23 protein-coding genes and 1 riboswitch are annotated in these 25849 nt (G+C 73.4%); of the genes, 11 read left to right on the top strand and 12 right to left on the bottom strand.

All coding sequences use genetic code 11. The annotated features are described in order from the left end of the window. Positions 1-18: 18 nt before the first annotated feature. From IE142_RS26020 to rsmH, 3 genes are all read right to left on the bottom strand, one after another. Positions 19-1986 (bottom strand): peptidoglycan D,D-transpeptidase FtsI family protein, encoded by a 1968-nt coding sequence (locus IE142_RS26020; RefSeq protein WP_191888001.1) that lies wholly within the window; start codon positions 1984-1986, stop codon positions 19-21. Then, on the bottom strand, positions 1983-2483 hold the full coding sequence (gene ftsL / locus IE142_RS26015; RefSeq protein ID WP_191888000.1) for a cell division protein FtsL: 501 nt from the start codon (positions 2481-2483) through the stop codon (positions 1983-1985). Before ftsL ends, IE142_RS26020 begins: the two co-directional genes overlap by 4 nt. A 121-nt stretch (positions 2484-2604) precedes the next feature. Then, on the bottom strand, positions 2605-3561 hold the full coding sequence (gene rsmH / locus IE142_RS26010) for a 16S rRNA (cytosine(1402)-N(4))-methyltransferase RsmH (RefSeq protein ID WP_191887999.1): 957 nt from the start codon (positions 3559-3561) through the stop codon (positions 2605-2607). 428 nt (positions 3562-3989) lie between these two features. Between rsmH and IE142_RS26005 the strand changes: the two genes are divergently transcribed. From IE142_RS26005 to IE142_RS25990, 4 genes are all read left to right on the top strand, one after another. Continuing rightward, positions 3990-4538, top strand: a complete 549-nt coding sequence (locus IE142_RS26005; protein ID WP_191887998.1) for a beta-class carbonic anhydrase — start codon at positions 3990-3992, stop codon at positions 4536-4538. Between the two features lie 258 nt (positions 4539-4796). Continuing rightward, on the top strand, positions 4797-5834 hold the full coding sequence (locus tag IE142_RS26000; protein ID WP_043373945.1) for an AAA family ATPase: 1038 nt from the start codon (positions 4797-4799) through the stop codon (positions 5832-5834). After that, positions 5834-7195 (top strand): DUF58 domain-containing protein, encoded by a 1362-nt coding sequence (locus tag IE142_RS25995; protein WP_191887997.1) that lies wholly within the window; start codon positions 5834-5836, stop codon positions 7193-7195. Before IE142_RS26000 ends, IE142_RS25995 begins: the two co-directional genes overlap by 1 nt. Continuing rightward, on the top strand, positions 7192-9582 hold the full coding sequence (locus tag IE142_RS25990) for a transglutaminase TgpA family protein (protein WP_191887996.1): 2391 nt from the start codon (positions 7192-7194) through the stop codon (positions 9580-9582). The genes IE142_RS25995 and IE142_RS25990 overlap by 4 nt, the downstream gene beginning before the upstream one ends. Positions 9583-9901: 319 nt before the next feature. On the opposite strand, the gene IE142_RS25985 is transcribed toward IE142_RS25990, so the two are convergent. The 3 genes from IE142_RS25985 to IE142_RS25975 form a co-directional block, all read right to left on the bottom strand. Next, positions 9902-10303, bottom strand: coding sequence for a spore wall synthesis complex protein (locus tag IE142_RS25985; protein ID WP_191887995.1), 402 nt, complete (start codon positions 10301-10303; stop codon positions 9902-9904). A gap of 277 nt (positions 10304-10580) precedes the next feature. Further along, complete coding sequence (locus IE142_RS25980) at positions 10581-11408, bottom strand: methyltransferase (protein ID WP_191887994.1); 828 nt, start codon at positions 11406-11408, stop codon at positions 10581-10583. 250 nt (positions 11409-11658) lie between these two features. Further along, entirely contained in the window at positions 11659-12330 is a 672-nt protein-coding gene (locus IE142_RS25975) for an SAV_6107 family HEPN domain-containing protein (protein WP_191887993.1), read from the bottom strand. 176 nt (positions 12331-12506) lie between these two features. On the opposite strand from IE142_RS25975, the gene IE142_RS25970 reads away from it, so the two are divergent. From IE142_RS25970 to IE142_RS25955, 4 genes are all read left to right on the top strand, one after another. Beyond that, positions 12507-13385 (top strand): ATP-binding cassette domain-containing protein, encoded by an 879-nt coding sequence (locus IE142_RS25970; protein WP_191887992.1) that lies wholly within the window; start codon positions 12507-12509, stop codon positions 13383-13385. After that, positions 13357-15441, top strand: coding sequence for a YhgE/Pip family protein (locus IE142_RS25965; RefSeq protein ID WP_191887991.1), 2085 nt, complete (start codon positions 13357-13359; stop codon positions 15439-15441). The genes IE142_RS25970 and IE142_RS25965 overlap by 29 nt, the downstream gene beginning before the upstream one ends. A 55-nt stretch (positions 15442-15496) precedes the next feature. Next, the gene (locus tag IE142_RS25960) at positions 15497-16126 is read left to right on the top strand and encodes a TetR/AcrR family transcriptional regulator (protein WP_191887990.1); all 630 of its coding nucleotides are present in this window, start codon (positions 15497-15499) and stop codon (positions 16124-16126) included. 574 nt (positions 16127-16700) lie between these two features. Next, entirely contained in the window at positions 16701-18221 is a 1521-nt protein-coding gene (locus IE142_RS25955) for a phytoene desaturase family protein (protein WP_191887989.1), read from the top strand. A 30-nt stretch (positions 18222-18251) separates the two neighbouring features. On the opposite strand, the gene IE142_RS25950 is transcribed toward IE142_RS25955, so the two are convergent. The 6 genes from IE142_RS25950 to IE142_RS25925 form a co-directional block, all read right to left on the bottom strand. Beyond that, entirely contained in the window at positions 18252-19313 is a 1062-nt protein-coding gene (locus IE142_RS25950; protein ID WP_191887988.1) for a hypothetical protein, read from the bottom strand. Positions 19314-19369: 56 nt separating this feature from the next. Then, complete coding sequence (metF, locus tag IE142_RS25945) at positions 19370-20293, bottom strand: methylenetetrahydrofolate reductase [NAD(P)H] (RefSeq protein WP_191887987.1); 924 nt, start codon at positions 20291-20293, stop codon at positions 19370-19372. Positions 20294-20482: 189 nt separating this feature from the next. Beyond that, complete coding sequence (thiE, locus tag IE142_RS25940) at positions 20483-21139, bottom strand: thiamine phosphate synthase (RefSeq protein WP_191887986.1); 657 nt, start codon at positions 21137-21139, stop codon at positions 20483-20485. A gap of 224 nt (positions 21140-21363) precedes the next feature. Further along, positions 21364-21729: an Rv2175c family DNA-binding protein gene (locus tag IE142_RS25935; RefSeq protein ID WP_043373911.1), complete on the bottom strand. Its 366-nt coding sequence runs from the start codon at positions 21727-21729 to the stop codon at positions 21364-21366. A 41-nt stretch (positions 21730-21770) separates the two neighbouring features. Next, positions 21771-23063 carry an NAD(P)/FAD-dependent oxidoreductase gene (locus IE142_RS25930; protein WP_191887985.1) on the bottom strand — a complete coding sequence of 431 codons (1293 nt, stop codon included), beginning with the start codon at positions 23061-23063 and terminating at the stop codon, positions 21771-21773. 32 nt (positions 23064-23095) lie between these two features. Beyond that, positions 23096-23446, bottom strand: coding sequence for an avidin-fold protein (locus IE142_RS25925; protein ID WP_191887984.1), 351 nt, complete (start codon positions 23444-23446; stop codon positions 23096-23098). A gap of 52 nt (positions 23447-23498) precedes the next feature. Next, a riboswitch (TPP riboswitch) is annotated at positions 23499-23610 on the top strand. On the opposite strand from IE142_RS25925, the gene thiO reads away from it, so the two are divergent. The 3 genes from thiO (at position 23608) to IE142_RS25910 (ending at position 25789) form a co-directional block, all read left to right on the top strand. After that, entirely contained in the window at positions 23608-24795 is a 1188-nt protein-coding gene (gene thiO / locus IE142_RS25920) for a glycine oxidase ThiO (RefSeq protein ID WP_191887983.1), read from the top strand. It overlaps the preceding riboswitch by 3 nt. Next, positions 24792-24992 (top strand): sulfur carrier protein ThiS, encoded by a 201-nt coding sequence (gene thiS / locus IE142_RS25915; RefSeq protein ID WP_191887982.1) that lies wholly within the window; start codon positions 24792-24794, stop codon positions 24990-24992. The genes thiO and thiS overlap by 4 nt, the downstream gene beginning before the upstream one ends. A gap of 2 nt (positions 24993-24994) precedes the next feature. Beyond that, positions 24995-25789 carry a thiazole synthase gene (locus IE142_RS25910; RefSeq protein ID WP_191887981.1) on the top strand — a complete coding sequence of 265 codons (795 nt, stop codon included), beginning with the start codon at positions 24995-24997 and terminating at the stop codon, positions 25787-25789. Positions 25790-25849: the final 60 nt, after the last annotated feature.

Here is a 25849-nt window from a genome sequence, read left to right as displayed (position 1 = left end):
GGTACCGGCTCGACGGGATCAGGGTTTGAAGGTGACCGGGAGGTTCGCGGGGGCGGCCCCGGTCGGCGGGACCTGGAGGGTCTTCAGGGCGAACTCCATGACCTGCTTGTAGATGGGGCCGCAGATCTGGCCGCCGAAGTAGCTGCCCTCCGTCGCGTTCTGGATGGCGCAGTAGACGGTGACACGAGGCTTGTCGGCGGGGGCGAACCCGGCGAAGGACGAGGTGTACCCCTTGTACTGTCCGGTGGCGGGATCCACTCGGTTGGCCGTGCCGGTCTTGCCCGCGACGCGGTAGCCGGGGATGCGCGCCTTGGTGCCGGTGCCCTCCTCGTCGTCGACCACGGACTCCAGCATCCGCGAGAGGGTCTCCGCGGTCTTCTCACTGATCACGCGGGTCTTCTCGGGCTCGGGGGCCGGGGTGAAGCGTCCGTCGTCCTCCTTGGTGCCGCGCACGAGCGTGGGTTCGACGCGGACGCCGCCGTTGGCGATGGTCGAGTACACGGAGGCCGCCTGGAGCGCGTTGATGGAGACGCCCTGGCCGAAAGGGATCGTGTACTGCTGCGAGGTCGACCACTGGTCCGGCGGTGCGAGGATCCCCTTGGTCTCGCCGGGGAAGCCGAGCCCGCTGTAGCTGCCGAGGCCGAACTTGCGCAGGTAGTCGTAGAGCACCTTGTTGGCCTGGGCCTGCGTCTTGCCGAGCTCGCCGGTGGCCATGATGGTGCCGATGTTGCTCGACTTGGCCAGCACGCCGTTGAGCGTGAGGTACCAGGTCGGGTGGTCGACGTCGTCCTTGAAGAGCCGGTCGCCGCGCTTGAGCCGGTTGGGGACGGTGATGTGGGTGCCCGGGGTGGCGACGTTCTCCTCCAGTACGGCCGCCATCGACATCACCTTGGCGGTGGAACCGGGCTCGAAGGCGTCCTGCAGGGCCGCGTTGCCCAGCGCGTCCGGGTCGGCGTGGGCGAGGTCGCCCGGGTCGAAGCCCGGCGAGTTGGCCATGGCGAGGATCTCGCCGGTGGCGGTGTCCTGGACGATGACGTAGCCGCCGTCCGCCTTGGACTTCTCCACCTGCTCGCTGATGGCGTGCTGCGCGGCCCACTGGATGTCGCGGTCGATGGTGAGCTCGACGTCGCTGCCGGGCACGGCCGGCGTCTCGGTGGAACCGGCGGTGGGCACCTGGCGGCCACCGGACTGGGCGTAGCGGATCTTGCCGTCCTCGCCGGCCAGCGTCTTGTTCAGCTGCCGTTCCAGGCCCCCGCCGCCCTTGCCGTCCGCGCCGACCCAGCCCAGGATGCCGGCGGCGAGGTCGCCGCCCGGGTACACGCGCTTGCTGCTGGGGTCGGCGAAGACGCCCGCGAGGACGTTGACCACGGACTTGTCCGTCTCCGACTTCTTGGTGAGCGCGGTCCTCAGGTCCTTGATCTGACTCCAGACCTGTGGGGTCTGCCGGCGGGCGAGGCGGACGTAGCGGAGCTCCTTGTTCTCGGGGCGGAGCTGCTCGACCAGGTCCTCCTGTTCCTCGCCGAGGATCGGCGCGAGGAGCGCGGCGGCCTGCTCGGGCCCGTCGCCGACCTTCAGCTGCTCACGGGTGAACATCGTGGGGTCGGCGGTGATGTCGTAGGAGTCCACGGTGGTCGCGAGGGCCACGCCGTTGCGGTCGGTGATGCCGCCGCGCTCGGCGGGCAGGGTGTGGACGACGTAGCGGTTTCGCTCGGCCTTGGCGGTGTACGTGCCGGCGTCGACGGCCTGCACCTGGAGCAGCCGTACGACGAAGGCGGTCATCACGAGGGTCAGCGCGAGGCCGATCATGCGCAGGCGCGGGCGGGGGCTGCCCAGCCGGATGGTGCCGGGCGCGCCCGGCCGGGGCGGTCCCGGTCGGCGGGCGGACCGGGCACCGGGACCGGGCTGCCGCCGTCCGTCGGGGCGGACGGGCCTCGCGGGTCCGGGCACGCGGCGGCGCGGCGGTTCCCTGTCGGACACTTCCGTCACCTGCCGGGGGTCGGGGTCGAAGTGGGCGTCGCCGCGGCGGTGGGGCCGGGCGTCCCGGTACCGGGGGACGCGGTGCTGGGCGGTGCCGTGAGCGCCTCGGGGGCGAGGACCAGTGGAGTGGCCGGGGCGGGAGCGGGGCTGGGCGAGCCCTTGACGGTGCCGTCGGGCGCGAGGAAGGCGGGGTCTCCGCCGGGCACCATGCCCAGCTCGCGGGCGCGGCGCTCGAGGGCGCGGGGGGCCGAGTAGGCGTCGATGTCCCGTTGGAGGGCCTGCTCCTCGTCGGTGAGCTCCTTCGTCTGCTCCTTCAGGTCGTCCAGCTGGAACGAGCCCTCGCTCAGCGCGGAGTTCAGCACCAGGAGCCCGATGAGGCCACCGCCGAGGAGCACGACGACGAGAAGGACGAACGGGGCCCGGGCAGCCTGACCACGACCGCTGCCGGGCGGGAAGAGATTGGCCAGCCGGGCCGCCCTCCCCTTCAGTTCGGGTTTCCTGCTCACTGGCCCTCCCCTCGGCCCTGGCGTGCCCGGCGGGCGTCCGCGAAGTCCCGACGTCGGTCCGGAGGGCCGGACTCCGCGGCTGCTCCCCTGCCACACCGGTGCCCGGCCTGCCTCACTCGTTTCACCCGATGGACTCCCTGATGCGCTCGGCTCCCCGCAGCCGGGCCGGCGCCGCCCGCCGGTTCTCGGCGATCTCCTCCTCGGTGGGAAGTTCGGCACCGCGCGTGAGCAGCTTGAGCCGGGGCGCGTAGCGTTCGGGTACGACCGGGAGTCCGGGCGGCGCGGTGTTGGCGGCACCGGCCGCGAACACCTGCTTGACCAGCCGGTCCTCCAGGGAGTGGTACGACAGCACCGCGATCCGTCCGCCCACGGTGAGCGCCTCGACGGCCGCCGGGATCGCCCGCTCCAGGACGGACAGCTCGCCGTTGACCTCGATCCGCAGGGCCTGGAAGGTGCGCTTGGCCGGGTTGCCGCCGGTGCGCTTGGCGGCCTGCGGCAGCGCCGCGCGGATCAGCTCCACGAGCCGGGCGCTGTTGGCGAACGGCTCCTTCTCGCGTTCGCGGACGATCGCGGACACGATCCGCTTGGCCTGCTTCTCCTCGCCGTACGCCCGCAGGATGCGGACGAGTTCGCCCGGCGGGTAGGTGTTGAGGACCTCGGCCGCGCTCATCCCGGTCGTCTGGTCCATGCGCATGTCGAGCGGAGCGTCCTGCGCGTAGGCGAAGCCGCGGTCGGCCTCGTCGAGCTGCATGGACGAGACGCCGAGGTCGAACAGCACGCCCTGGACGCGGGGGGTGCCGAGCCGGTCGAGTACGTCGGGCAGCTCGTCGTAGACGGCGTGCACCAGGGTGGCGCGCTCCCCGTACGGGGCGAGCCGCTCACCGGACAGGCGCAGGGCCTCCTTGTCCCGGTCGAGGGCGACCAGCCGGGCCTCGGGGAAACGGGCGAGGAGCGCCTCGCTGTGCCCACCGAGCCCCAGCGTGCAGTCGACGACCACGGCGCCCGGTTCCTTCAGGGCGGGCGCCAGCAGGTCCAGGCACCGCTGGAGCATCACCGGGACGTGTCGACTCTGGCTCAAGGGGGACGGCCTCTCAGGTCCGGCACGGCGTCACGCACCGCCGGGTCCCCTCCCGCTCGCTCGTGAAGGGGAAGCCTGCCGGCGCCAAGAGCGTCGGCCGGCCGGGAGCGGGAGGAGGCCGAGCCGTACGTACGCGCCGCGCACGTGGGGAGATCTGGCGGGACTTCGCCCAGGTCTCCGGGGTTTTCAGTCCAGCAGGGAGAGCCTCGTCTCCCGCTTCGCGTCACTTTAGTCCACCCTGTCGCCCGGTCAATCAACCGGCCTGCGCGTCGCGGACGCGGGCGCGTACGAATCGCCGGGGGACACTACTTCACCCGTACGGAGGCAGCCGTACGGGTCTGTGGAGTGGCTCACAACAAGCCGCGATGACGTTCTTTGTCCGTCTTCCCGAGGGGTCCGCGGCGACGGTGACCAGTAACGTCATGGTTATGACGACTTCTGCATCGGTTCCCGCAGACCCCGAGTCCACCCCTGCCGGCGGCGGTTCCGTCACCGACCGGCTCGTCGAGGCGAACGGGCGCTACGCCGCCGAGTTCGCCGACGCCGAGCTCGCCGGCCGCCCCGCTCTGCAGACCGCGATCGTGGCCTGCATGGACGCACGCCTGGACGTGACCGCCGCGCTCGGCCTGCGCAACGGAGACTGCCACGTCATCCGCAACGCGGGCGGTGCCGTCACCGACGACGTGATCCGTTCCCTGACCATCAGCCAGCGTGCGCTGGGCACCCGCAGTGTGGTCCTCGTCCACCACACGGCGTGCGGCATGGAGACCCTCACCGAGGACTTCCGGCACGAACTGGAGCAGGAGGTCGGCCAGCGCCCCGTCTGGGCGGTGGAGTCCTTCCAGGACGTCGACCAGGACGTACGCCAGTCGATCGAGCGGGTCCGCACCTCCCCCTTCCTGCCGCACACGGACGACGTACGCGGCTTCGTGTACGACGTGAAGACGGGCCGGCTGCGCGAGGTCACCCCCGCCTGATCCGGCCGCTCGCCCCGAGGACCGGTGCCGCGCAAGCGCCGCAAAGACCGTAAGGCACGACATATCGCGGCCAGTTGTCCACAGGCGAGTGACACGAATCGGTAACGGCAGCAAGAATGCGGGAAGTGGTGTCGTGCGGAACTTTTTCCGGGCGGCGTCCGTGATTCGGGGTGGGCCGGTCCGGCAGTAGGGGCCGGCCCGGCAAGTTGGGGTACCCCCGCTTCCCGGGAAGCGCGGGGAAAGGCCGAGGAGGGCCGGGTGACGACCTATGACGATCGAGCGAGCCTCACTGATCTGACCGCTGTGGTCGAGCGCGTGCGCGGTTCGGTGGAGGACGTGATCGAGGGCAAGCCCGAGGTCGTACGGCTCTCACTGACCGTGCTGCTCGCCGAGGGACACCTGCTCATCGAGGACGTCCCGGGAGTCGGCAAGACCATGCTGGCCAAGGCGCTGGCGCGGTCCATCGACTGTTCCGTGCGCCGCATCCAGTTCACGCCGGACCTGTTGCCCTCGGACATCACCGGGGTGTCCATCTGGGACCAGCAGCGCCGGGACTTCGAGTTCAAACCGGGGGCGATCTTCGCGCAGGTGGTGATCGGCGACGAGATCAACCGCGCCTCCCCGAAGACGCAGTCGGCGCTGCTGGAGTCGATGGAGGAGCGTCAGGTCACCATGGACGGGCAGACCTACGAGCTGCCCAGCCCCTTCATGGTGGTGGCGACGCAGAACCCGGTCGAGATGGAGGGCACCTACCCGCTGCCGGAGGCCCAGCGCGACCGCTTCATGGCACGGGTCTCCATCGGTTACCCCAGCCCGGACGCCGAGCTGCAGATGCTCGACGTGCACGGCGGGGTGAGCCCGCTGGACGACCTCCAGCCGGTGGCACACGCGGACGAGATCCTCAAGCTGATCGAAGCGGTCCGGGGCGTGCACGTCGCGGACCCGGTCCGGCGGTACGCCGTCGACCTCGTCGCCGCCACGCGCACCCACCCGGACCTCAGACTCGGCGCCTCGCCGCGCGCCACGCTGCATCTGCTGCGCGCGGCGAAGGCGTCCGCCGCCCTGAGCGGCCGGGAGTACGCGCTGCCGGACGACGTGCAGGCCCTCGCGGTCGCCGTCCTGGCCCACCGTCTGCTGCCCACCGCCCAGGCGCAGCTGGGCCGTCGTACCGCCGAACAGGTCGTGCAGGAGATCCTGCAGCGCACCCCGGTGCCCGCGGCACCCCAGCAACAGACGGCCTACGGCATGGGCCACGGCACGCAGGCGTACGGTCAGCACCCGCCGCGGAGGCTGTGATGGACACCGGGGGGACGGACCGGTCGGAGGACGACCGGGGGCAGGGCGGCATCCGCACCGCCCTGACCGGTCTGACCACCCGCGGGCGTTCCTTCCTGGCCGCCGGCATCGCCGCCGCGGTCTGCGCGTACGTCCTCGGGCAGAGCGATCTGCTCCGCGTCGGACTGCTGCTGGGAGTGCTGCCCCTGGTCTGCGCGACCGTGCTCCACCGCACGCGTTACCGGGTGGCGGGCAGCCGCCGGCTCTCCCCCGGGCGGGTGCCCGCGGGCAGCGAGGCCCGGGTCCACCTGCGTGTCGAGAACGTCTCGCGGCTGCCCACCGGTCTGCTGATGCTCCAGGACCGGGTGCCCTACGTGCTCGGGCCGCGGCCTCGTTTCGTGCTCGACCGGGTGGAGCCGGGGGGCCGGCGCGAGGTGTCCTACCGAGTCCGCTCGGACCTGCGCGGCCGCTATCCGCTGGGCCCGCTGCAACTGCGCCTGACCGACCCGTTCGGCTTGTGCGAACTCACCCGCTCCTTCTCGACGTACGACACCCTGACCGTGACGCCACGGGTGGAGGCGCTGCCTGAGGTGCGGCTGAGCGGGGAGGCGGAGGGGTACGGCGAGGGGCGGCAGCGGTCGCTCGCGCTGGCGGGCGACGACGACGTGATCCCGCGCGGTTACCGCTACGGCGACGACCTGCGCCGCGTGCACTGGCGCTCCACCGCGCGGTACGGCGAGCTGATGGTGCGCCGCGAGGAGCAGCCGCAGCGCGCCCGCTGCACGGTGCTGCTGGACACCCGGGGCGGGGCCTTCGAGGGCGCGGGCCCGGACTCGGCCTTCGAGTGGGCGGTGTCGGGCGCGGCGTCGGTGCTGGTGCACATGCTGGAGCGGGGATTCTCCGTCCGGCTGCTCACGGACACCGGCAACTCGGTGCCGGGCGAGGGCGCCGACGGCTTCGCGGGCGCGAGCCAGGGCACGGCCGACGCGGCGGGACTGATGATGGACACCCTCGCAGTCATCGACCACTCCGACGGCACGGGTCTGTCCCAGGCGTACGACGTGCTGCGCGGCGGGAACGAGGGGCTGCTGGTGGCGTTCTTCGGCGACCTCGACGAGGAGCAGGCGACGGTGGCCGCCAAGATGCGGCAGCGCAGCGGCGGAGCGGTCGCCTTCGTCCTGGACGCCGAGAGCTGGGCCCGGGAACCGGTCGGCGCACCCGGCCCGTTGGACAGGAACCAGGAACGGCTGCGGATGCTCCGCGAGGCCGGCTGGACCGTCGTGAACGTTTCCCGGGGCGCCTCCTTGGAGGAGCTGTGGCGCCTGGCGGACCACGAGCGCACCGCCCTCACGACGGCCACCGGCGGGGAGGGGACCCGATGAGCGGGCGGGCGCGGGTGGCGCTGTGCGCGTGGGCGGCCACGTTGATGACGGCGTGCGCGTTGCTGCCCCTGGTCGACCCAGCCACCTGGATCCTGCAGGCCGCTTTCCTGCTGGCGGTCCAGTCCGGGGTGGGCGCGGCCGCCCGCCGGGTGCCGCTGGCCCGGCCGCTGACCATCGCCGTGCAGGCCCTGGTCACGTCGGTGCTCCTTACCCTGGTCTTCGCCCGGCAGCAGGCACTCGCCGGGCTGATACCCGGTCCGCAGGCCTTCCAGCGCTTCGCCGACCTGCTGCGACAGGGCGGCGACGACATCGCCCGGTACGCGATCCCGGCCCCGCTGGAGTCCGACGGCATCCGGCTGATGCTGGTCGGCGGCGTCCTCGTGATCGGCCTGCTGGTGGACACCCTGGCGGTGACCTTCCGCAGCGCCGCACCGGCCGGGCTGCCGCTGCTCGCGCTCTACTCGGTGGCCGCGGGGCTGTCCGAGGGCGGCACCGACTGGCTGTGGTTCCTGGTCGCCGCGGCCGGCTATCTGATGCTGCTCCTCGCCGAGGGGCGCCACCGGCTCTCCCAGTGGGGCCGGGTCTTCGGCGGCACTCCAGGCGGCCCGGGCGGCGAGCAGGGCGGCGCCGTCGCCCCGGTCCGCACCGGGCGGCGCATCGGCGCGTTCGCGTTGGGCGTCGCGCTGGTGGCGCCGCTCGTTCTGCCCCCGATGAACGGCGGGCTGCTGGACAGCTCCGACACGGGTGTCGGCTCCGGTGCCGGGGACGGCGGCACGATCTCCGCGGTGAACCCCCTCGTCTCCCTGCGCGACAGCCTCAACGTCAACGAGAACCGGCAGGTCCTCTCCCTCGAGACCGATTCGGGCGACATATCGAACCTGTACCTGCGCATCGTGTCCCTGGACGACTTCGACGGCACCACCTGGAAGCCGTCCAAGCGGCACATCACGGCCGTGCCGGACGGCACGTTCCCCACTCCGGTCGGCCTCGGCCCGGACACCGAGCGGGTGGAGACCCGGACGACGATCTCGGCCGCCGACTGGTACGCCCAGGACTGGCTGCCGATGCCGTATCCGCCGAGCGGCGTCCGCGTCCCGGGCAGCTGGCGTTACGAACCCGTCGGCATGACCCTGGTCGGCGATCACGGCCAGAACACGCGCGGGCTCACGTACGAGGTGCGCAGCCTCGAAGTGCAGCCGACGGCGGAACAGCTCGCCGCGGCACCGCCGCCGTCGGCGGCCCTGAAGCGGGAGTACACCGAACTGCCGGACTCGCTGCCCGAGGTGGTTACCCAGACCGCCCGCGACGTCACCGCCGGCGCGGCGAACCCCTACGAACAGGCGGTCAGGCTCCAGGAGTACTTCGCGGTCAACGGCGGATTCGAGTACGACACCCAGGTCAAGGCCGGCAGCGGCTCGCAGGCGATCGCCCGCTTCCTGAAGGACAAGGAGGGCTTCTGCGTCCACTTCTCCTTCGCCATGGCGGCGATGGCCCGGTCCCTGGACATTCCGGCCAGGGTGGCGGTCGGCTTCGCCCCGGGTTCCCAGCAGGCGGACGGCTCGGTGTCGGTGGGGCTGCGGGACGCGCACGCCTGGCCGGAGGTGTACTTCGAGGGCGTGGGCTGGACCCGCTTCGAACCGACGCCGACACGTGGCTCGACGCCGTCGTACACCCTCACGGACACGCCGGGCAGCTCGGTGCCCGACCCCGCCCTGCCGTCCCGGAACCCGCAGTCGGAGCCGTCGGCCGCCCCCTCGGCGAGCGAGAGCTGCACGGCCGAGCTGAAGAAGGTGGAGGGCTGCGCGAGCGAGTCCGCCGCCGCCGCACCGGTGACGGGCGGGAGCGGAACGAAGTGGTACTCGGTCCTCGCCTGGACCCTCGGCGGTCTGGCTGTGCTGCTGGTCCCGCTCGTCCCCATGCTCTGGCGGCTGCGTACCAGGTCGGTGCGGCTGGGGGCGCACGGCCGCACCGAGGCGGACGCGGGACCGCACACCCTGGCGGTCTGGCAGGAGCTGACCGACACGGCGTGGGACCTCGGGACCCTGCCGGAGGAATCGCAGACCCCGCGCAAGGCGGCGGCCCGGATCGTCCGGCTCGGGCATCTCGACGCCGGGGCCGCGGCGGCGGTGCACCGGGTGGCGGACGCCGTGGAACAGGTCCTCTACGCTCCCCGCCCGCGTCCGACCGCGGGCCTCACGGAGGACGTCCACCGGGCGAGCGCCGGTCTGCGGGCCGGGGTCGGGCGCGGCACGCGGCTGCGCGCACGGTTCGCCCCGCGTTCGACCGTACGGGTGGCCTGGGCGGTCTCGGCCCGGTGGGCGGCCGCGAAGCGGCGGGTCGTCGCGGCCCGGCCGACGTTGCGGAAAACCCCGGGGCAGCAGAGCTGAGCCGCCCGGGCCGGAGCGAAGGCTCCGGCCCGGGCCGCCGAGTGCCCGGATCACCGGACTGCCGGACTGCCGGGCTGCCGGACTGGCGGGCTGGCGGCGACCCGGGGAGCGGAGACAACGGTGGCCCGCAGGAAAGTGCCGGTCCATCCCCTCCGTACGGGGGCGAGTGCCTCTGGCCGGAGGCGGCCGCCCTGGTCCGAGGCGAGCACACATCAATGGCGCAGGGTCGAGCGCCGGCCCACACGTGTACGCGTGAGGGGTGACCACCGATCGGTGGTCACCCCTCACGCGGACGTCCTGGTGAACGGGTTGCCCGTGGCTACTGACCGCCCTGCTGTTCATCCCGGCGCCGCTGCCAGCGTTCGTCGATGCGATTCATCATGGAGCGCTTCTGTCTTCCCTGGCGGCGTGCCTGTGGTCCGGCGGCTGCCGCGGGCTGCTCGCCCGGCTTCGGGGCTTTGCGCCAGCCGGTCACGGCCAGGACCGCACAACCCAGCATGACCAGGAAGCCCACCACACTGAGCCAGACCTGCTGGGCGACCATACCGGCCATGAGGAGCGCAATACCTACGAGGAAGCCCGCGACCGCCTGGTAGACCCGTCGCCGGGTGTACGTACGCAGCCCGCTTCCCTCGAGCGCTGTCGCGAACTTGGGATCTTCGGCGTACAGCGCTCGCTCCATCTGCTCGAGCATGCGCTGCTCGTGCTCCGAGAGCGGCACGGAGTCCTCCTCATCGTGCAGTCGCCGGGGCGACCCGGGGGGGTCCCTTCAGGATAGGCAGGGAATCGCCCCCGTGAAACCCGCCCCTCTACGCCAATTGGCCAACCGGACTCCGTCATGGCCGTGCCGGCTCGCTGAAGTTCCCATTCCCCAGCGGCCGACCCGTCATGCCGGGCGGTCTCCCTCGATCATACGGCGACTGGCCCCCGTTCGGGGGGCTGTGGCGTACTCCATCTGCAGTCGCGCCCCTGATCAGCGCCGTACCGCACCGGGCGACTCACTCCTCTGGGGCCCCTCGCGTCTCACCGAGCACGTGGAGCTGTGTGGCCACGGAGTGGAACGCGGCGAGTTCGGCCGCTGCGGCCTCCAGCTTCAGCAGCGCGTCCATGGCGCCGGGCTCGGTGTCCACCAGCACCCCGGGCACCAGGTCGGCGAAGACCCGGACGCCGTGCACGGCGCCCACCCGGAGCCCCGCGGCCTCGACCAGGCCGGTGAGCTGTTCGGCGGTGAACCGGCGCGGCACGGGATCACCCGAGCCCCAGCGGCCGTCCGGGTCACCGAGGGCCTGCCGGGCCTCCGTGAAGTGCCCCGCGAGGGCACGGGCGAGCACGGCACCGCCGAGGCCCGCGGCGAGCAGGCTGAGGACGCCCTCGGAACGCAGGGCCGCGACCACGTTGCGGACGCCCTCGGCGGGGTCGTCCACGTACTCCAGGACGCCGTGGCAGAGCACGACGTCGTAGCCGCCGCGTTCGACCACGTCGAAGAGGCCGCGGGCGTCGCCCTGGACGCCGTGCACGCGGTCGGCGACATCGGCCTCGGCGGCACGGCGTCCCAGCGCGAACAGGGCGTCGGGGCTCGGGTCGACGACGGTGACGCGGTGGCCGAGGCGGGCCGCGGGCACCGCGAAGTTGCCGCTGCCGCCGCCGGTGTCCAGGACGTCCAGCGACTGGCGGCCCGTGGCCTTGACCCTGCGGTCGAGGGCCTCCTGAAGGACGTCCCAGACCACCGCGGTCCTCAGGGCGGCGCGGGAACGGGAGGGCTCGGAGCGCGGCGACGCCGTGTGAGGGCGGTGGGGGGAGACGGGCGGGCGCATCGGGTCCGACACGGCAGTTGACTCCTCGGCGCGGCACCGCCTCGGGCAGGGGCGGAGCGAACGGGCTGCCGCCCCGGCCCGGGAGCGGGAACGGGGCAGGCTTCAGGCGTCTCCCACCCTATTGCCTCCGGTGGGGCGGCCGGTCACCCGTACCGCCTCCGGCCCCGCGGTCACCCGCGGGGCCGGAGGGGTCCCGGGCGGCGAGGCGCCGCACCGCCGTCGGTGAGCGCGGAGCGGGCGGGCCAGGAGCGGCAGACCTCGCTCAGCCGGCGTCGGGGAGCCGCCTTCCCACCGGCCCGTCCCCCGCGGGTCCGTCCCCCGGGCGGTCCGGTCGGCCGTCCCCCGCCCGGCCCGTGCCGGGACCGCCGGGACTGCCGGGACCCGTAGTTTCCGGGCCGGGGGCGCCCGGAGCGGGGCCGTCCGTGTCGGGGCGGGGCTGGGGCAGTACCGGCTGGAGGGCCAGCATCCGCTCCACCAGGCGCAAGAACATCGCCGCGTCGCGTATCAGGTCGTCGGCGTCCCGGCTGCCCGCCGCCCCCCGGATGCCCGCCTCGGCCCGCGCCCGGCGTGCGGCGCCCGAGGCGAACAGCGCGCTCCAGTCGGCGAGCTCGGGCGCGATCTCGGGCAGGACTTCCCAGGCGCTGCGGATGCGGGCCCGGGCCCGCGGGGTGGTCTCGGGCCGGCCCCGGGCGGCGAGCACGGCGGCGGCCGTGCGCAGGGCGGCCAGATGGGCGGTCGCGTAACGCTCGTTCGGCGTCTCGAGGACGGTGGCCTCCTCCAGGCCGGCCCGTGCCTGGGCGAGCAGGTCGAGGGCGGCGGGCGGGGCGGTCGCCCGGCGGAGCACGGGGTGCACGTCGCTCGCCGGGCCGTTCAGTGAGGGTGCAGGGCCGGCTGCGCGGCGCCGCCGGGCGGCGGCTGCGGACGAGTGGGCCATGACGATCCTCCTGTCGTCTCCGTGACGACACGCTCTGTCACGAGGTGCCGTATGTGCCCATCGTGAGGTATGGCACTGACAATCCGTTCTGACCTGCCCTTTTGCCTCGATCGTAGGTTCGGGTTAGTTTTGCACTGACTAGTCAGTTCAAAAACGATGGCGAGGGGTGAGGCGGGGTGGACGGTCCGCACGGGCTCGTGGTGACGGCCCGCGACTTCGGGTTGAGGGGGCCGCGCGGCTGGGCGTTCCGCGACGTCCGCGTCGACGCGGAGCCAGGCGCGCTGATCGGGATCGAGGGGCCGTCCGGGTCAGGCCGCACAAGCCTGCTGCTCGCGCTCACCGGGCGGATGCGGCCGACCGACGGCACGGCGACCGTGGGCGGCCTGCGGCTGCCCCGGCAGATGTCCGCCCTGCGCCGGATCAGCGCCCTCGCGCACGTGCCGGGTGTCACCGATCTCGAGCCGGCCCTGACCGTCGCCGAGCACCTGCGCGAGCGGGCACTGCTGCAGCGCCGCTTCGGCGGCTCGGTGCGCGGCCTGCTGCTCCCCCGCGCGGAGCGGGCGGCGAGGGCACGGCTCCGGACCGACGCGGCACTGGCTGCGGCCGACCTCGACCTGGAGACGCTGCCCAAGGGGCCCCTTACCGCCGTACGGGACCTGGGGCGCACGGAGGCACTGCGGCTGTCGATCGCCCTGGCGTTGATCGGCCGCCCGCGGTTGCTCGGTGTCGACGACACCGATCTCAAGCTGTCGGCCGCCGAGCGGGCCGCTATCTGGTCCCTGCTGGCTTCGATCGCCGCGTCCGGCACGACGGTCGTGGCGGTGTGCAGCGAGGCGCCCGAGGACGCGGTGACCGTCTCCACGGGGCCGGGCGCGACGGACGAGCCGGACGGGACCGGAGCAGGCGCAGGGACCGGCGAGGTCCCCGCGGTCCGCGGGCCGGACACCGGGACGGACGACGGCACCGCCGCTGATGACGGCACCACGACGGACGACGACACCGACGACGCCACGAAGGAGGCCGCCGATGCGCTCGCCGAAGCTGGCCGCGCTTGAGCTCCGGCGCTTCGGGCGCGGACGGCTGCCGCGGGCCGCGCTGGTCGCGCTGCTGCTGCTGCCGCTCCTCTACGGCGCCCTGTACCTGTGGTCGTTCTGGGACCCGTACGGGCGCCTCGACCGCGTCCCCGTGGCGCTGGTGAACGACGACCGGGGAGCCACCGCGGACGGCGAGAGGCTCACGGCGGGCGACGACATCACCGAGGGGCTGCGTGAGAGCGATGTCTTCGACTGGCACGAGGTGAGCGCCGCCGAGGCCCGCCGCGGCGTCGAGGACGGCACCTACTACCTGTCACTCACCGTGCCCGCGGACTTCAGCCGCCGCATCGCCTCCAGCGCGGGCGAGTCACCCGAGACCGGCGCCCTCCAGGTCCGTACGAACGACGCCAACAACTACATCGTCGGTCAGATCTCGCGGACGGTCTTCGCCGAGGTGCGCGAGGCGGCTTCCAGCGAGGCGTCGCGGTCGTTCCTCGACCGGATCTTCATCTCCTTCTCCGACATCCACGGCGAGACCGTGAAGGCGGCGAAGGGCGCGGACGAACTCAAGGGCGGCATCGGCAAGGCGAAGGAGGGCTCCAAGGACCTCGCCGACGGGCTCAAGGACGCCGAGGACGGCAGCGGCGACCTGTCCAACGGGCTGAAGAAGCTCGACACCAAGGCGGGCGACCTGGAGAAGGGTTCCAAGCAGGTCGCGGACGGCACCGAGAAGCTCGCCGACGAGGTCAACGCCGCGGCGGGCCGGGTGGGCCCCTTCCTGGAGGACAACGAGAAGACCATCGGCGAGACGGCCCAGTTCGTCGCCGACTCCTCCGGCGCGCTCCGCAAGGACTTGGACGCCCTGGTGAAGAAGGCCCCTGCCGCCGCGAAGGACGCCCGCGCGGAGTCCGACGCACTGGCCGGGGTGTACCGGACGCGGTGCGAGGACCCGGCGCTGCCCGACGTCGCCTGCCCCGACCTGGAGAAGGCCAGGGACGCGGCGGCCGCCGTGGCGACGGTCGCCGACGACGTCAGCGTCCTGGTCACCGACCGCGCGGAGGAACTGAAGAAGCTCGACAAGAACCTGGCGGCCCTCGAGAAGCAGGCCCAGGCCCTCGCCGACCGCGCCCCGAACCTCTCCGAGGACCTCGACGAGGCGGTCAAGAAGGTCAACGACCTCAACACGGGCGCCGGGAAGGTCGCCGACGGCGCCGAGAAGCTCCGCAAGGGCATCGGCACGGCCAAGACCGGCGCGAAGGACCTGGACGAGGGCGTCGGCAAGCTCCGCACCGGTGCCGACGACCTGGACGGCGGCATGTTCAAGCTGGCCGACGGCTCCGAGGAGCTCGCCGGCGGTCTGCACGACGGGGCCGGCAAGATCCCCGATTACGACGAACGGGAGCGGGACGAGCGCACCGGGGTGATGGCCGACCCGGTCCGGCTCGCCTCCGAGTCCCTGCACCAGGCGCCCAACTACGGCACCGGTTTCGCCCCGTACTTCATCCCGCTGTCCCTGTGGGTCGGTGCCATGGTGGCGTACATGCTGATCCCGCCGATGAACCGGCGGGCGCTCGCCGCGGGGGCGTCGGCATGGCGGATCGCGTTCGCGGGCTGGCTGCCGGTGGTGGCGCTCGGGGTGCTGCAGACGGCGGCCCTGATGTCGGTGCTGCACTGGGCGGTCGGCCTGGAGATGGTCCGGGCGGCCGGGACGGTGGGCTTCCTGTTCCTGGTGACAGCGTGCTTCGCGGCGATCGTGCAGTGGCTGAACGCCCGCTTCGGGGCGGCGGGCCGCATCCTGGTGCTCGCGCTGCTGATGCTCCAGCTGACGTCCGCGGGCGGCACGTACCCCGTGCAGACCAGTCCTGGCTTCTTCAACGCGCTGCACCCCTTCCTGCCGATGAGCCACGTCGTCGAGGCCCTCAGGCGGCTCATCACGGGCGGCGGCCTGGAACCGGTGTGGCACGCGTGCGTGGTGCTCGCGGCGTTCACCGCGGCGGCCCTCGCGCTGACCGCGCTGTCGGCCCGCCGCCGGCAGGTGTGGACCCTCGACCGGCTGCACCCGGAACTGCCCCTGTGACCCCCGCGGGCCCTGCGGTGACGTGCCCGTGGCGGGTGCTGTGACAATCGGGACCATGGAAAGCAGCAGCGCCGCCTCGCACGGCAGCGGCCGTCGCGAGGCCACCCGGCAGAAGCTCTACGAGGCGGCCGTCACCCTCATCGCCGAGCAGGGCTTCTCCGCCACCACCGTGGACGAGATCGCCGAACGCGCCGGGGTCGCGAAGGGCACGGTGTACTACAACTTCGCCAGCAAGTCCGTCCTCTTCGAGGAGCTGCTGCGACACGGTGTCGGCCTCCTGACCGCGTCGCTGCGGGAGGCCGCCGAGCAGACGGCCCGCGAGGGACGCGGCCGGGTCGACGCCCTGGACGCGATGGTCCGCGCGGGGCTCGTCTTCATCGACCGCTACCCGGCCTTCACCCAGCTGTACGTGGCCGAGCTGTGGCGCACCAACCGGGCCTGGCAGTCCACCCTGCTGGTGGTCCGGCAGGAGGCCGTCGCCGTGGTGGAGGGCGTGCTGCGCGACGGGGTGGCGAGCGGGGAGTTCAGCGACGAGATCGACGTGCCGCTGACCGCCGCCGCCCTGGTCGGCATGGTCCTGGTGGCCGCGCTGGACTGGAAGTCGTTCCAGCCCGAGCGTTCCCTGGACGAGGTGCACGCGGCCCTCTCCCGGCTGCTGCAGGGGCGCGTGAGCGGCCGCCCCTGAGGCGTCGCGGGCGGCCGGGAGGGCCGGATCGCGCACGAAGAACGCCGGTCCGTGGCGGCCGCGTCCCCCGCGGGCCGCCGTCGGACCGGCGCCTTCTCTTTCCCCCGTACGTCCCCCGTTCTCGGTCGTTCCCCCGGGTTCCCCCGTGCCTCGCCCCCGCCGACCGCGGCCGGCGGAAGGAGCGGATGCGGGCCCGGCTCCGTTCCGGCACCCCGTGTCGCCGGTGCCGGAGCCGCGCCCCTCTCCGTGCCCCCACTCTCTCGTTCCGGCAGGTCACGTCCCATCCGCGTGGGTACTCATCTGGCCGGCTAGGTAGGCGTACTCAGGCGTGCGCACCCCGGCTCACGGCGGCGGTCCGCCGACCGGTCACGGGCGCGCCCGTCGCCGTACTCAGCTCCGGCCGGGACACCGACCGTCACCACAGGCCGCGGCCCTTCCGCCACGCGCGCCTCCCCCTTCCAGGTCCGCCCGGTCATCGCCCGGCCCCGGCCCTCCACGGCACCCGGAAGCGTCCCTTCCGGGACGCCGGACCCTCGGCCAGGCTCCGTCAGTGGCGGCGGATAAAGTCGCCGGCATGGCACGGATTGCGGTGATCGGCGCCGGGATGGGCGCGATGGCGGCCGCCGCCCGGCTGGCCGTCGCGGGCCACCGGGTGGCGGTGTACGAGCGGACGCCGACGTACGGCGGGGCGCTGCGCCGTTTCGAGCGGGACGGGTTCTCCTTCGACACCGGCCCCGGACTGCTGCCGCTGCCCGCGGTCTGGCGGGATCTGTTCGTCAAGACCGGCAAGGAGCCCCTGGAGGACTGCGTCGAGCTGGTCCAGGTCGACCCGTCCGCCCGGCACGTCTTCGCGGACGGCACGGAGGTAGCGCTGCCGAACGCCTCGCGGGCCGGCATCCTCGCGGCCCTGGACGCCTCGCTCGGTCCGGACGCCGGGCGGCGGTGGGGCGACTTCCTGGTGCGGGCCCGGGAGACCTGGGACCGGACGCGCCGCCCGCTCCTCGAGGAGCCCCTGTGGCCGAACTGGGAGGTGCTGGCCGAGCGCGAGCCCTACCCCGCGGTCCCGCACAAGCGGCTGCTGCGCACCCGCCGGGCCCGCACACTCGCCGAGGTCGGCGCCTGGGAGTTGCGGGACACCCGGCTCGCCGCCCTGCTGGAGAGCCACGCGCTCGCCCACGGCCTGGATCCCCGGACCGCCCCGGCCAACGCAGCCGTGCTGCCGTACATGGAGTACGCCTTCGGCATGTGGTACGTGCGCGGTGGCGGACTGCGAGAGCTGGCGCGGGCGGTGTACGAGCGGTGCCTGGCTCGCCGGGTCGAGTTCCACTTCGGCGCCGAGGTCGCGGGAATCGTCGCGAAGGACGGCCGGGTGGCGGGAGTGGAGCTGGCCGAAGGCGGCGTCGCGGAGGCGGAGTTCGTGGTCGCGGGGGTGGCACCCGGGATGCTGGACCGCCTGTGCGCGGGTTCGACGGTGCGGGACGACGGGGAGGTGCCGGCGCAGCGCGGCGGGGCGAGTCGGCTGACGGTGCTGCTGGCGCTGCGGGGCGGCCGTCCGCAGGGGGCGGCTCACCGGACTGTGGTGCACGCGGAGGACCGGGGGACGGAGCTGGAGGGCCTGTTCGGCGCGGCGCCCGCCATGGCCGCGCGGCCGACCGTCACGGTCATGCGGCCCGACGATCCGGGCCTGGTTCCGGACCCGGACCACGAGGCGGTCACGCTCACCGCCGTGGTGCCCGCCCTGGGCGGCGAGTCGGACCGGGCAGCGGGGGAAGTGCTCGCCCGCCACGCGGAGCACGTGATCGGCGTCGCCGAGCGTGCGGTACCGGACCTGCGCGACCGTCTCCTGTGGCACGAGGTACGCACCCCGGCCGACGTCGCCTCGGCGACCGGGGTGACGGACGGCGCGGTGCCGGTGCCGGCGCTGGCCGGAGCCGGCGGACGCCTGCTGCACGCGGCGAACAGCACGCGCATCGAAGGGCTGTTCACCGTCGGCGGCTGGTCCCACCCCGGCGGAGGACTGCCGCACGCCGGCATGTCGGGGGCGCTGGTCGCCGGACTCGTCGTGGAGGGACCGGAGTTCCGGGGCTCCCAGTGAGCGCCCGGCGACCGGATGCCGGAGGCAACGTCAGAAGCGGTACTGCTCGTCGTAGTCCTGTCCCTGGCCCTGAGCTTGGCCGTTGCCCTGGTACGGGTACGTCTGCTCCGGCGGGAGTTCGCCGCCGTAGGGGTCGTCGGTGCTGCGCTGCTGCGGCACCCAGACACCGCCGGCCGGGGTCTCGCCGCCGTAGCCGCCGGTCGTGCCGGTGGCGTACTGGTCCTGCGCGTAGCCCTGCTGTTGGCCGTAATTCTGCCCGGCCGCCGTGTCGTAGCCGCCGGTGTCGTACGCCGCGCCGCCGTAGGTGTGGGTGCCGATGTACGGGTCGGAGTAGGCGGCGTACTGCTGGCCCCCGGTGTCGTAGCCGTATCCCTGCTGGGTGTGGCCCGGGTAGTCGTAGGCGTAGGACGGGTCGGCGCCGTGTGCCGCCGCGGCCGGTGCCTGCCCGCCGTGTGCGTAGCCGGTGTCGCCGTACACGCCGTAGGCACCGGTGTCGTCCGGCATGGGCAGCGGCTCGTAGACGGCCGTGGTCTCCGCCGCGCCGGGGTCGACGGGGCGGGCCGGGGTGAAGACGTCGTCGCGGTCGGGGTCGTCGTGGCCGTAGGGGAAGCCTCCCTGACCCGGTCCGTGGCCCTGCGCGCGGTCGTCGTGGGCGTCCCGGTCGTCGTAGGCGTCCCGGTCGTCGTAGGCGTCCCGGTCGTCGTGGGCGTCCCGGTCGTCGTGGGCGCCCCGGTCGTACGCCTCGTGGCCGGTGTCGGCCGCTTCGAGGCCGGAGACCTCCAACGTCGCTCCCCGGCGGCCGCGTTCGGGACGGGCGCGCCTGCCGACGAGGCTCGCCGGGGCGTTGACCGCCCAGCCGGCCTCGAAGCCGCGGCGGAACGACAGCGTCACATAGGTCTGGCCGACCGCGAATGCGGCGGCGCCCAGCCCGATGACGATCACGTTGGACAGCAGCACACCGGCCACGACGCCGACGAAGCCGCCGAAGGCCAGCAGTCGCCAGCGCAGCCGCGCCTTGTACTGCAGCAGCACCTCACCGAGCAGCCACAGCGCGACGATACCGAACGCGATGTAGAGGACCGTCCAGCCCATGTACGCCCCTCTCCCAGTGGCCGCAACGCAGTGTGTCCTAAGTATGTGCGGCCGGTCTAGGCCCGCGGTGGGTGGTGCAGGCCCAGGTTCTCGTAGATTTCCAGCGTCGCCGTGGAGTTGTTGAGCGTGATGAAGTGCAGTCCGGGGACACCCTCGTCCAGCAGTCGCGCGCAGAACTCCGTGGCGAAGTCGATCCCGGTCGAGCGTACAGCCGCCGGATCGTCCTTGGCTGCGAGGATCCGCTCTTTCAGCTCGGCCGGGATGGAGGCGTTGCTGAGCTTCGGCAACCTCTCCAGCATCTTCACACTGGTCACCGGCATGATCTCGGGGATGACCGGGGTGTCGCAGCCGGCCGCGCCGACGCGGTCGCGCAGGCGCAGGTAAGACTCGGGCTGGAAGAACATCTGGGTGATGGCGTAGTCGGCGCCGGCTCGGCACTTGTCGACGAAGTGCCTCACGTCCGCGTCCCAGTCGGCGGAGCGCGGGTGCATCTCCGGGAAGGCCGCGACGCCGACGCAGAAGTCGCCGGACCCCTTGATGAGTTCCACGAGTTCGGCCGCGTAGGTCAGACCCCGCGGGTGGGGGACCCAGTCGCCCATCGGGTCGCCGGGCGGGTCGCCGCGCACGGCCAGCATGTTGCGGATCCCGGCGTCGGCGTACTGGCCGATGATGTTGCGCAGCTCCGCGACGGAGTGGTTGACCGCGGTGAGGTGGGCGACGGGGGTCAGTGTCGTGTCCGCGACGATCTGCTGGGTCTCCTTGACCGTACCCGCGCGCGTGGAACCCCCGGCGCCGTAGGTCACGGAGACGAAGTCCGGGGCGACCGCCTCGACCCGCCTGAGCGCGCTCCACAGGTTCTTCTCGCCCTTGGGCGTCTTCGGCGCCGAGAACTCGAACGAGTACGTCGTCTTGCCGGCGGCGAGGATGTCATGCACGGTGCGTGCGCGATCAGTCCTGGTGGATGCGGTTCCGAGGGCCATACGGGCAGGTTAGCCACGGGGTGGCGGTCACCCAACCGGATGCGGGATTTTTGTCCGCATTGTCGAGTTGTTGTCCACCCCTTGGACACATGCCCGAGGCGCCCGCCGGGAACCGTCCCCGGGCCGGGCGGGAACCGTCCCCGGGCCGGGCGGGAATCGTCCCCGGCCGGGCGGGCCGGTGTCGCGGCCCTACACCTGTCGCAGCCGCTTCGCGAACTCCGCCGCCGCCGCGCCGGGGTCGTCCGCCGCGGTGATCGCCCGGACGACGACGACGCGCCGGGCGCCGGCCTCGAGGACCTCGTCGAGGTTGCCGAGGTGGATGCCGCCGATGGCGAACCACGAGCGCTCGGTGCCCAGGGACGCCGTGTACCGGACCAGGTCGAGTCCGGGTGCGTGGCGGCCGGGCTTCGTGGGCGTCGGCCAGCAGGGCCCGGTGCAGAAGTAGTCCACACCGTCCTGGGCGGCCGCGGCGGCGGCCTCGGACTCGGCGTGCGTGGAGCGGCCGACGAGCACGTCGTCGCCGAGGATCGCGCGGGCGGCCTGCACCGGCAGGTCGCCCTGCCCGAGGTGCAGCACGTCGGCACGGGCGGCGTGGGCGACGTCCGCCCGGTCGTTGACCGCGAGGAGCTTGCCGTGGCGGGCGCAGGCGTCGGCGAAGACCTTCAGGTGCTCCAGTTCCTCGGCCGCCTCCATGCCCTTGTCCCGCAGCTGCACGATGTCGACGCCGCCGGCCAGCACCGCGTCCAGGAACTCGGGCAGGTCGCCCTGGCTGCGGCGGGCGTCCGCGCACAGGTAGAGCCGGGCGTCGGCGAGCCGGGCTCGTGCGGTCGCGGCGGTGTCGGGCATGCGGGTGTCCCCCTGGTGTACGGCGTGGGCCCGCGGTGGACCGCACGCCTCGGCTGACGGCTGCGGCGCCCCCCGAGGCCCTCGGGCGGAGGATCGCGGGGGCGCCGCCCACGGTACGACGCGGCGGTGGCACCGCCCCGAGGTGGCCCCCCAAGGGCCTGGGCGGCCTTCCCGGCCGCGGGCCTCGGGCCCCGGCCCGCGCGGGCCGGGGCGACGGGGTCAGGTCAGACGGCGAGCGCCTGGGCGCGGCGCTTCACCTCCGTGCCGCGGTTCTCGCTCAGCGCCTGTGCGGGGGTGCCGGGCAGGGAGGGGTCGGGCGTGAAGAGCCACTCCAGCATCTCCTCGGCCGTGAAGCCGTCGTCCCGCAGCAGCGTCAGGGTGCCGACCAGGCCCTTGACGACCTTGTCCTCGTCGATGAAGGCCGCGGGGATGTGCAGCGCGCGGTTCTCACCGCGGCGTACGGCGATGAGCTGGCCTTCCTTGATCAGCTGGCGCACGCGGGTCACCTCGACGCCGAGCATCTCGGCGATGTCGGGGACGGTGAGCCAGGCAGGCACGAGAGCATCGATCTTTGCGTCAATCTCGGTCACGCCTCAAGCGTGCCATCTGCCACTGACAGTCGGAAACCGGACTACGCCGTGGCCGCCTTCAACGGCTTCGCCGGGTCGGCCAGCAGCCGCGGGTCCATCGCCGCGCCCGCCTGGATCAGCTTCCTGCCCTGTGCCAGGTCCCGGGGGCGTCCCACCACCAGCAAAGCCACGAGGCGGTTCCCGCGCAGCCAGCAGACCGTCCAGGCGGGGCCCGCGGGATCGCCGCGCCACACGGTGGTGTCGGCGGCCGTGTGGTGACCGGCGTACTGGACGAAGCGGCCGAACTGCTCGGACCAGAAGTACGGCACCGGATCGTAGGCCTCGGGGACCTCGCCGGTGGCCGCGCCGAGGATGTCGGCCGCGACCGTGCGCGGGCCCTGGAGGGCGTTGTCCCAGTGGTGCACGAGCAGCCGCTCCCCGTAGCGGCCGGAGGGGAAGGACGCGCAGTCGCCGACGGCGTACACGTCCGGGACGGAGCCGCGCAGGCGGTCGTCGGCCAGGACCTCGCCGTGTGCGCCGAGGGCGATCCCGGAACCGGCCAGCCAGGCGGTGGCAGGCCGGGCACCGATGCCGACGACGACCGCGACGGCGGGCAGCCGGGAGCCGTCGTCCAGGACCACGTGGTGGGGCTCCTCCGGGCCGTCGCCGGGCTCGACGCGTGCCACGCGCGCGTGTGTGCGCAGTACGGCTCCCGCTTCGGCGTACCACCGCGCCATCGGCTCGGCGACCTCGGCGGGCAGCGCTCCGGCCAGCGGCCGGTCGGCGGCCTCCACCACGGTCACCGCGCAGCCCGCCTCCCGCGCGGCGGTGGCGAACTCGGCGCCGATCCAGCCCGCGCCGACGACCACGATGTCGTGCCGCCGGGCGAGTACCGGGCGCAGCCGTTCGGCATCGTCCAGGGTGCGCAGCAGGTGGACCCCGGGCACGCCCTCGGCTCCGGGCAGCCGCATCGGTTCCGCGCCGGTCGCGAGGACCAGGGAGTCGTACGGCACGGGCCCCGCGGACGTGTCGAGGACGTGCTCGCCGGGGCGGACGCCCAGGGCCTCGCAGCCGAGCCGCAGCGTGATGCCGAGCGCCTCGAAGTCGACGTCGAAGGCGGAGCCCTCGGCCGTGCCGAGCAGGACCGCCTTGGACAGCGGCGGACGGTCGTACGGCTGGTGCGGCTCGGCGCCGATCAGGGAGACGGGGCCGGTGAAGCCCTGCTCCCGAAGGGCGACCGCGGTCTGCACCCCCGCCATGCCCGCGCCGACGACGACGACCCCGCGCCGGTCGTCCGCTCCGCGCTCCCGCGTCGCTTCCGGGGCCTGCTCCGGGTCCTGCGTCCGCTCGCTCACCTGATCACCTTAGACACTTGACGACATGTCAGTCAGCACTCGTGCGCAGTGACCTGCTCCACAACGCTCGTCCCGCTGCCGCGCTGCGACTCCCACTCCCAGGTCTCGTCCAGGCGCACCCGCCCGTCCGGCAGTTCCACGACGGACGACACGCAGTGCCCCGACGACGTGCTGCCGTCCGTCTTGAGCTGCACGTACCGGAAGTCCAGGCGGTCGCCGTCCCGGGTGCCCACCAGGTGACCGCGGACGACGTCTCCGCCCGCGTACTCGGCCCACACGGCGCCTTCCTGCTCGTGGTAGGCGAAGCGGGTGCGGGTGCCCACCTGGCCGGGCGCCTGGTCGGCGACGGGGGCGAGGACGAGACCGTCGAGCGAACGTGCCACGGGCGGAGGCTCCCTTACGAGTGCGATGTGCTGCGGGCTAGGGTGGCCAACGTAAAGCACTCGCGGGAGCCCGGACGCACCGGGCTGAGAGGGAGGCTGGCGGCCTCCGACCGTACGAACCTGATCCGGGTCATGCCGGCGAAGGGAGGGGCTGGACGCCCATGTCGTCACCACCGCACACGTCGTCCCGTACACCCGACGTCCTCGTCGTCGGGGGCGGCATCATCGGCCTGGTCACGGCGTGGCGGGCCGCGCAGCACGGGCTCGCCACGGCCGTCGTGGACCCCGAACCGGGCGGTGGCGCCGCCCAGGTGGCGGCCGGGATGCTGGCCGCCGTCACGGAACTGCATCACGGCGAGCAGACGCTGCTCGCCCTGAACCTCGCCTCGACCCGCCGCTACCCCGAGTTCGCGGCCGAGCTGGCCGAGCTCACCGGCCACGACCTCGGTTACCGCCGGTGCGGCACCCTCGCCGTCGCGCTGGACGCCGACGACCGCGCCCACCTGCGGGAGCTGCACGCGCTCCAGCAGCGTTCGGGCTTGGAGTCGGAGTGGCTGTCGGGACGTGAGTGCCGGCGCATCGAGCCGATGCTCGCGCCGGGTGTGCGCGGCGGGCTCCGGGTGGACGGCGACCACCAGATCGACCCCCGGCGCCTGGCCGCCGCGCTCGTGGCCGCCTGCGAACGGGCGGGCGTCGCCTTCCGCCGCGTGTGGGCCGACCGGCTGACCGTCGTACGCGGCGAGCGGGCCACCGGCGTCGTCACCGCAGACGGCACGGCCCTGGAGGCCGGGCAGGTGGTCGTGGCCGGCGGCAGCCTGAGCGGACGGCTGAGCGGCGTGCCGCGGGACCTGCTGCCGCCGGTGCGGCCCGTGAAGGGGCAGGTGCTGCGGCTCACGATGCCGCGGACGCACGGGCCCCTGCTGAACCGGACGGTGCGTGCCGTGGTGCGCGGCAACCCGCTCTACCTGGTGCCTCGGGAGAGCGGTGAGCTGGTCGTCGGCGCCACCAGCGAGGAACTGGGCTGGGACACGACGGTCACCGCGGGCGGCGTCTACGAGCTGCTGCGCGACGCCCACGAGCTGGTCCCCGGCATCACCGAGCTGCCCCTCACGGAGGCGCGGGCGGGTCTGCGCCCCGGCTCCCCGGACAACGCGCCGCTGCTAGGCCCGACCGGTCTGGACGGCCTGCAGCTGGCCACCGGGCACTACCGCAACGGCGTCCTGCTCACCCCCGTCACCGGCGACGTCATGGCGCACGCCCTGACCACGGGGGAGCTGCCGGCCGAGGCCCGCCCCTTCACCCCCCGGCGCTTCAGCGCCGCCCCCGCACTCCCGGAGCAGCCCGCATGAACATCCGCGTCAACGGCGAGCCGCGCGAGGTGGCTCCCGGCACGGCCCTGGACGCCGTGGTGGGCACGCTCACCACGGCGCCGTCCGGTGTGGCCGCCGCCCTCAACGAAACCGTCGTCCCGCGCGCGCGGTGGTCCGCCACCGCGCTGGCCGACGGCGACCGTGTCGAAGTTCTCACCGCCGTCCAAGGAGGCTGACCATGGCCGACGATCCCTTCGTCCTCGGCGGTACGTCGTACGGGTCCCGTCTGATCATGGGTACGGGCGGGGCCCCCAGCCTCCACGTGCTGGAACGGGCGCTGGTGGCCTCCGGGACCGAACTGACGACGGTCGCGATGCGGCGTGTGAACGCCTCGGTGCACGGCTCGGTGCTCTCGGTGCTGGAGAAGCTCGGTATCCGGGTGCTGCCGAACACGGCCGGCTGCTTCACCGCCGGGGAGGCCGTGCTCACCGCGCGGCTCGCGCGCGAGGCGCTCGGGACCGATCTGGTGAAGCTGGAGGTCATCGCCGACGAGCGCACGCTGCTGCCGGACCCGATCGAGCTGCTCGACGCCGCGGAGACGCTGGTCGACGACGGCTTCACGGTGCTGCCGTACACCAACGACGACCCGGTCCTCGCGCGGAAGCTGGAGGACGTCGGGTGCGCGGCGATCATGCCGCTCGGGTCGCCGATCGGGTCCGGTCTGGGGATCCGCAATCCGCACAACTTCGAGCTGATCGTGGAGCACGCGCGCGTACCGGTGATCCTGGACGCGGGGGCGGGTACGGCGTCGGACGTGGCGCTGGCGATGGAGCTGGGGTGCGCCGGAGTGATGCTGGCGTCGGCGGTGACGCGGGCGCAGGAGCCGGTACTGATGGCTGCCGCCATGCGTGCCGCGGTGGAGGCGGGGCGGTTGGCGCGGCTGGCGGGGCGGATTCCGCGGCGGCGGTTCGCCGAGGCGTCGTCTCCTGCGGAGGGCTTGGCGGTGCTCGATCCGGAGCGGCCCGCCTTCTAGGACTTGTCCGGCGGATCATGTGACTGCTCCGCGCCCGGGTCGTTGATGTGGACATGGGGC

Origin of the sequence: Streptomyces mutabilis (assembly GCF_014649815.1) — a bacterium.
GTDB classification, from domain to species: domain Bacteria; phylum Actinomycetota; class Actinomycetes; order Streptomycetales; family Streptomycetaceae; genus Streptomyces; species Streptomyces mutabilis.
Note: the sequence above shows the minus strand (reverse complement) of the source record. Positions and strands in the feature narration are given on the sequence as shown.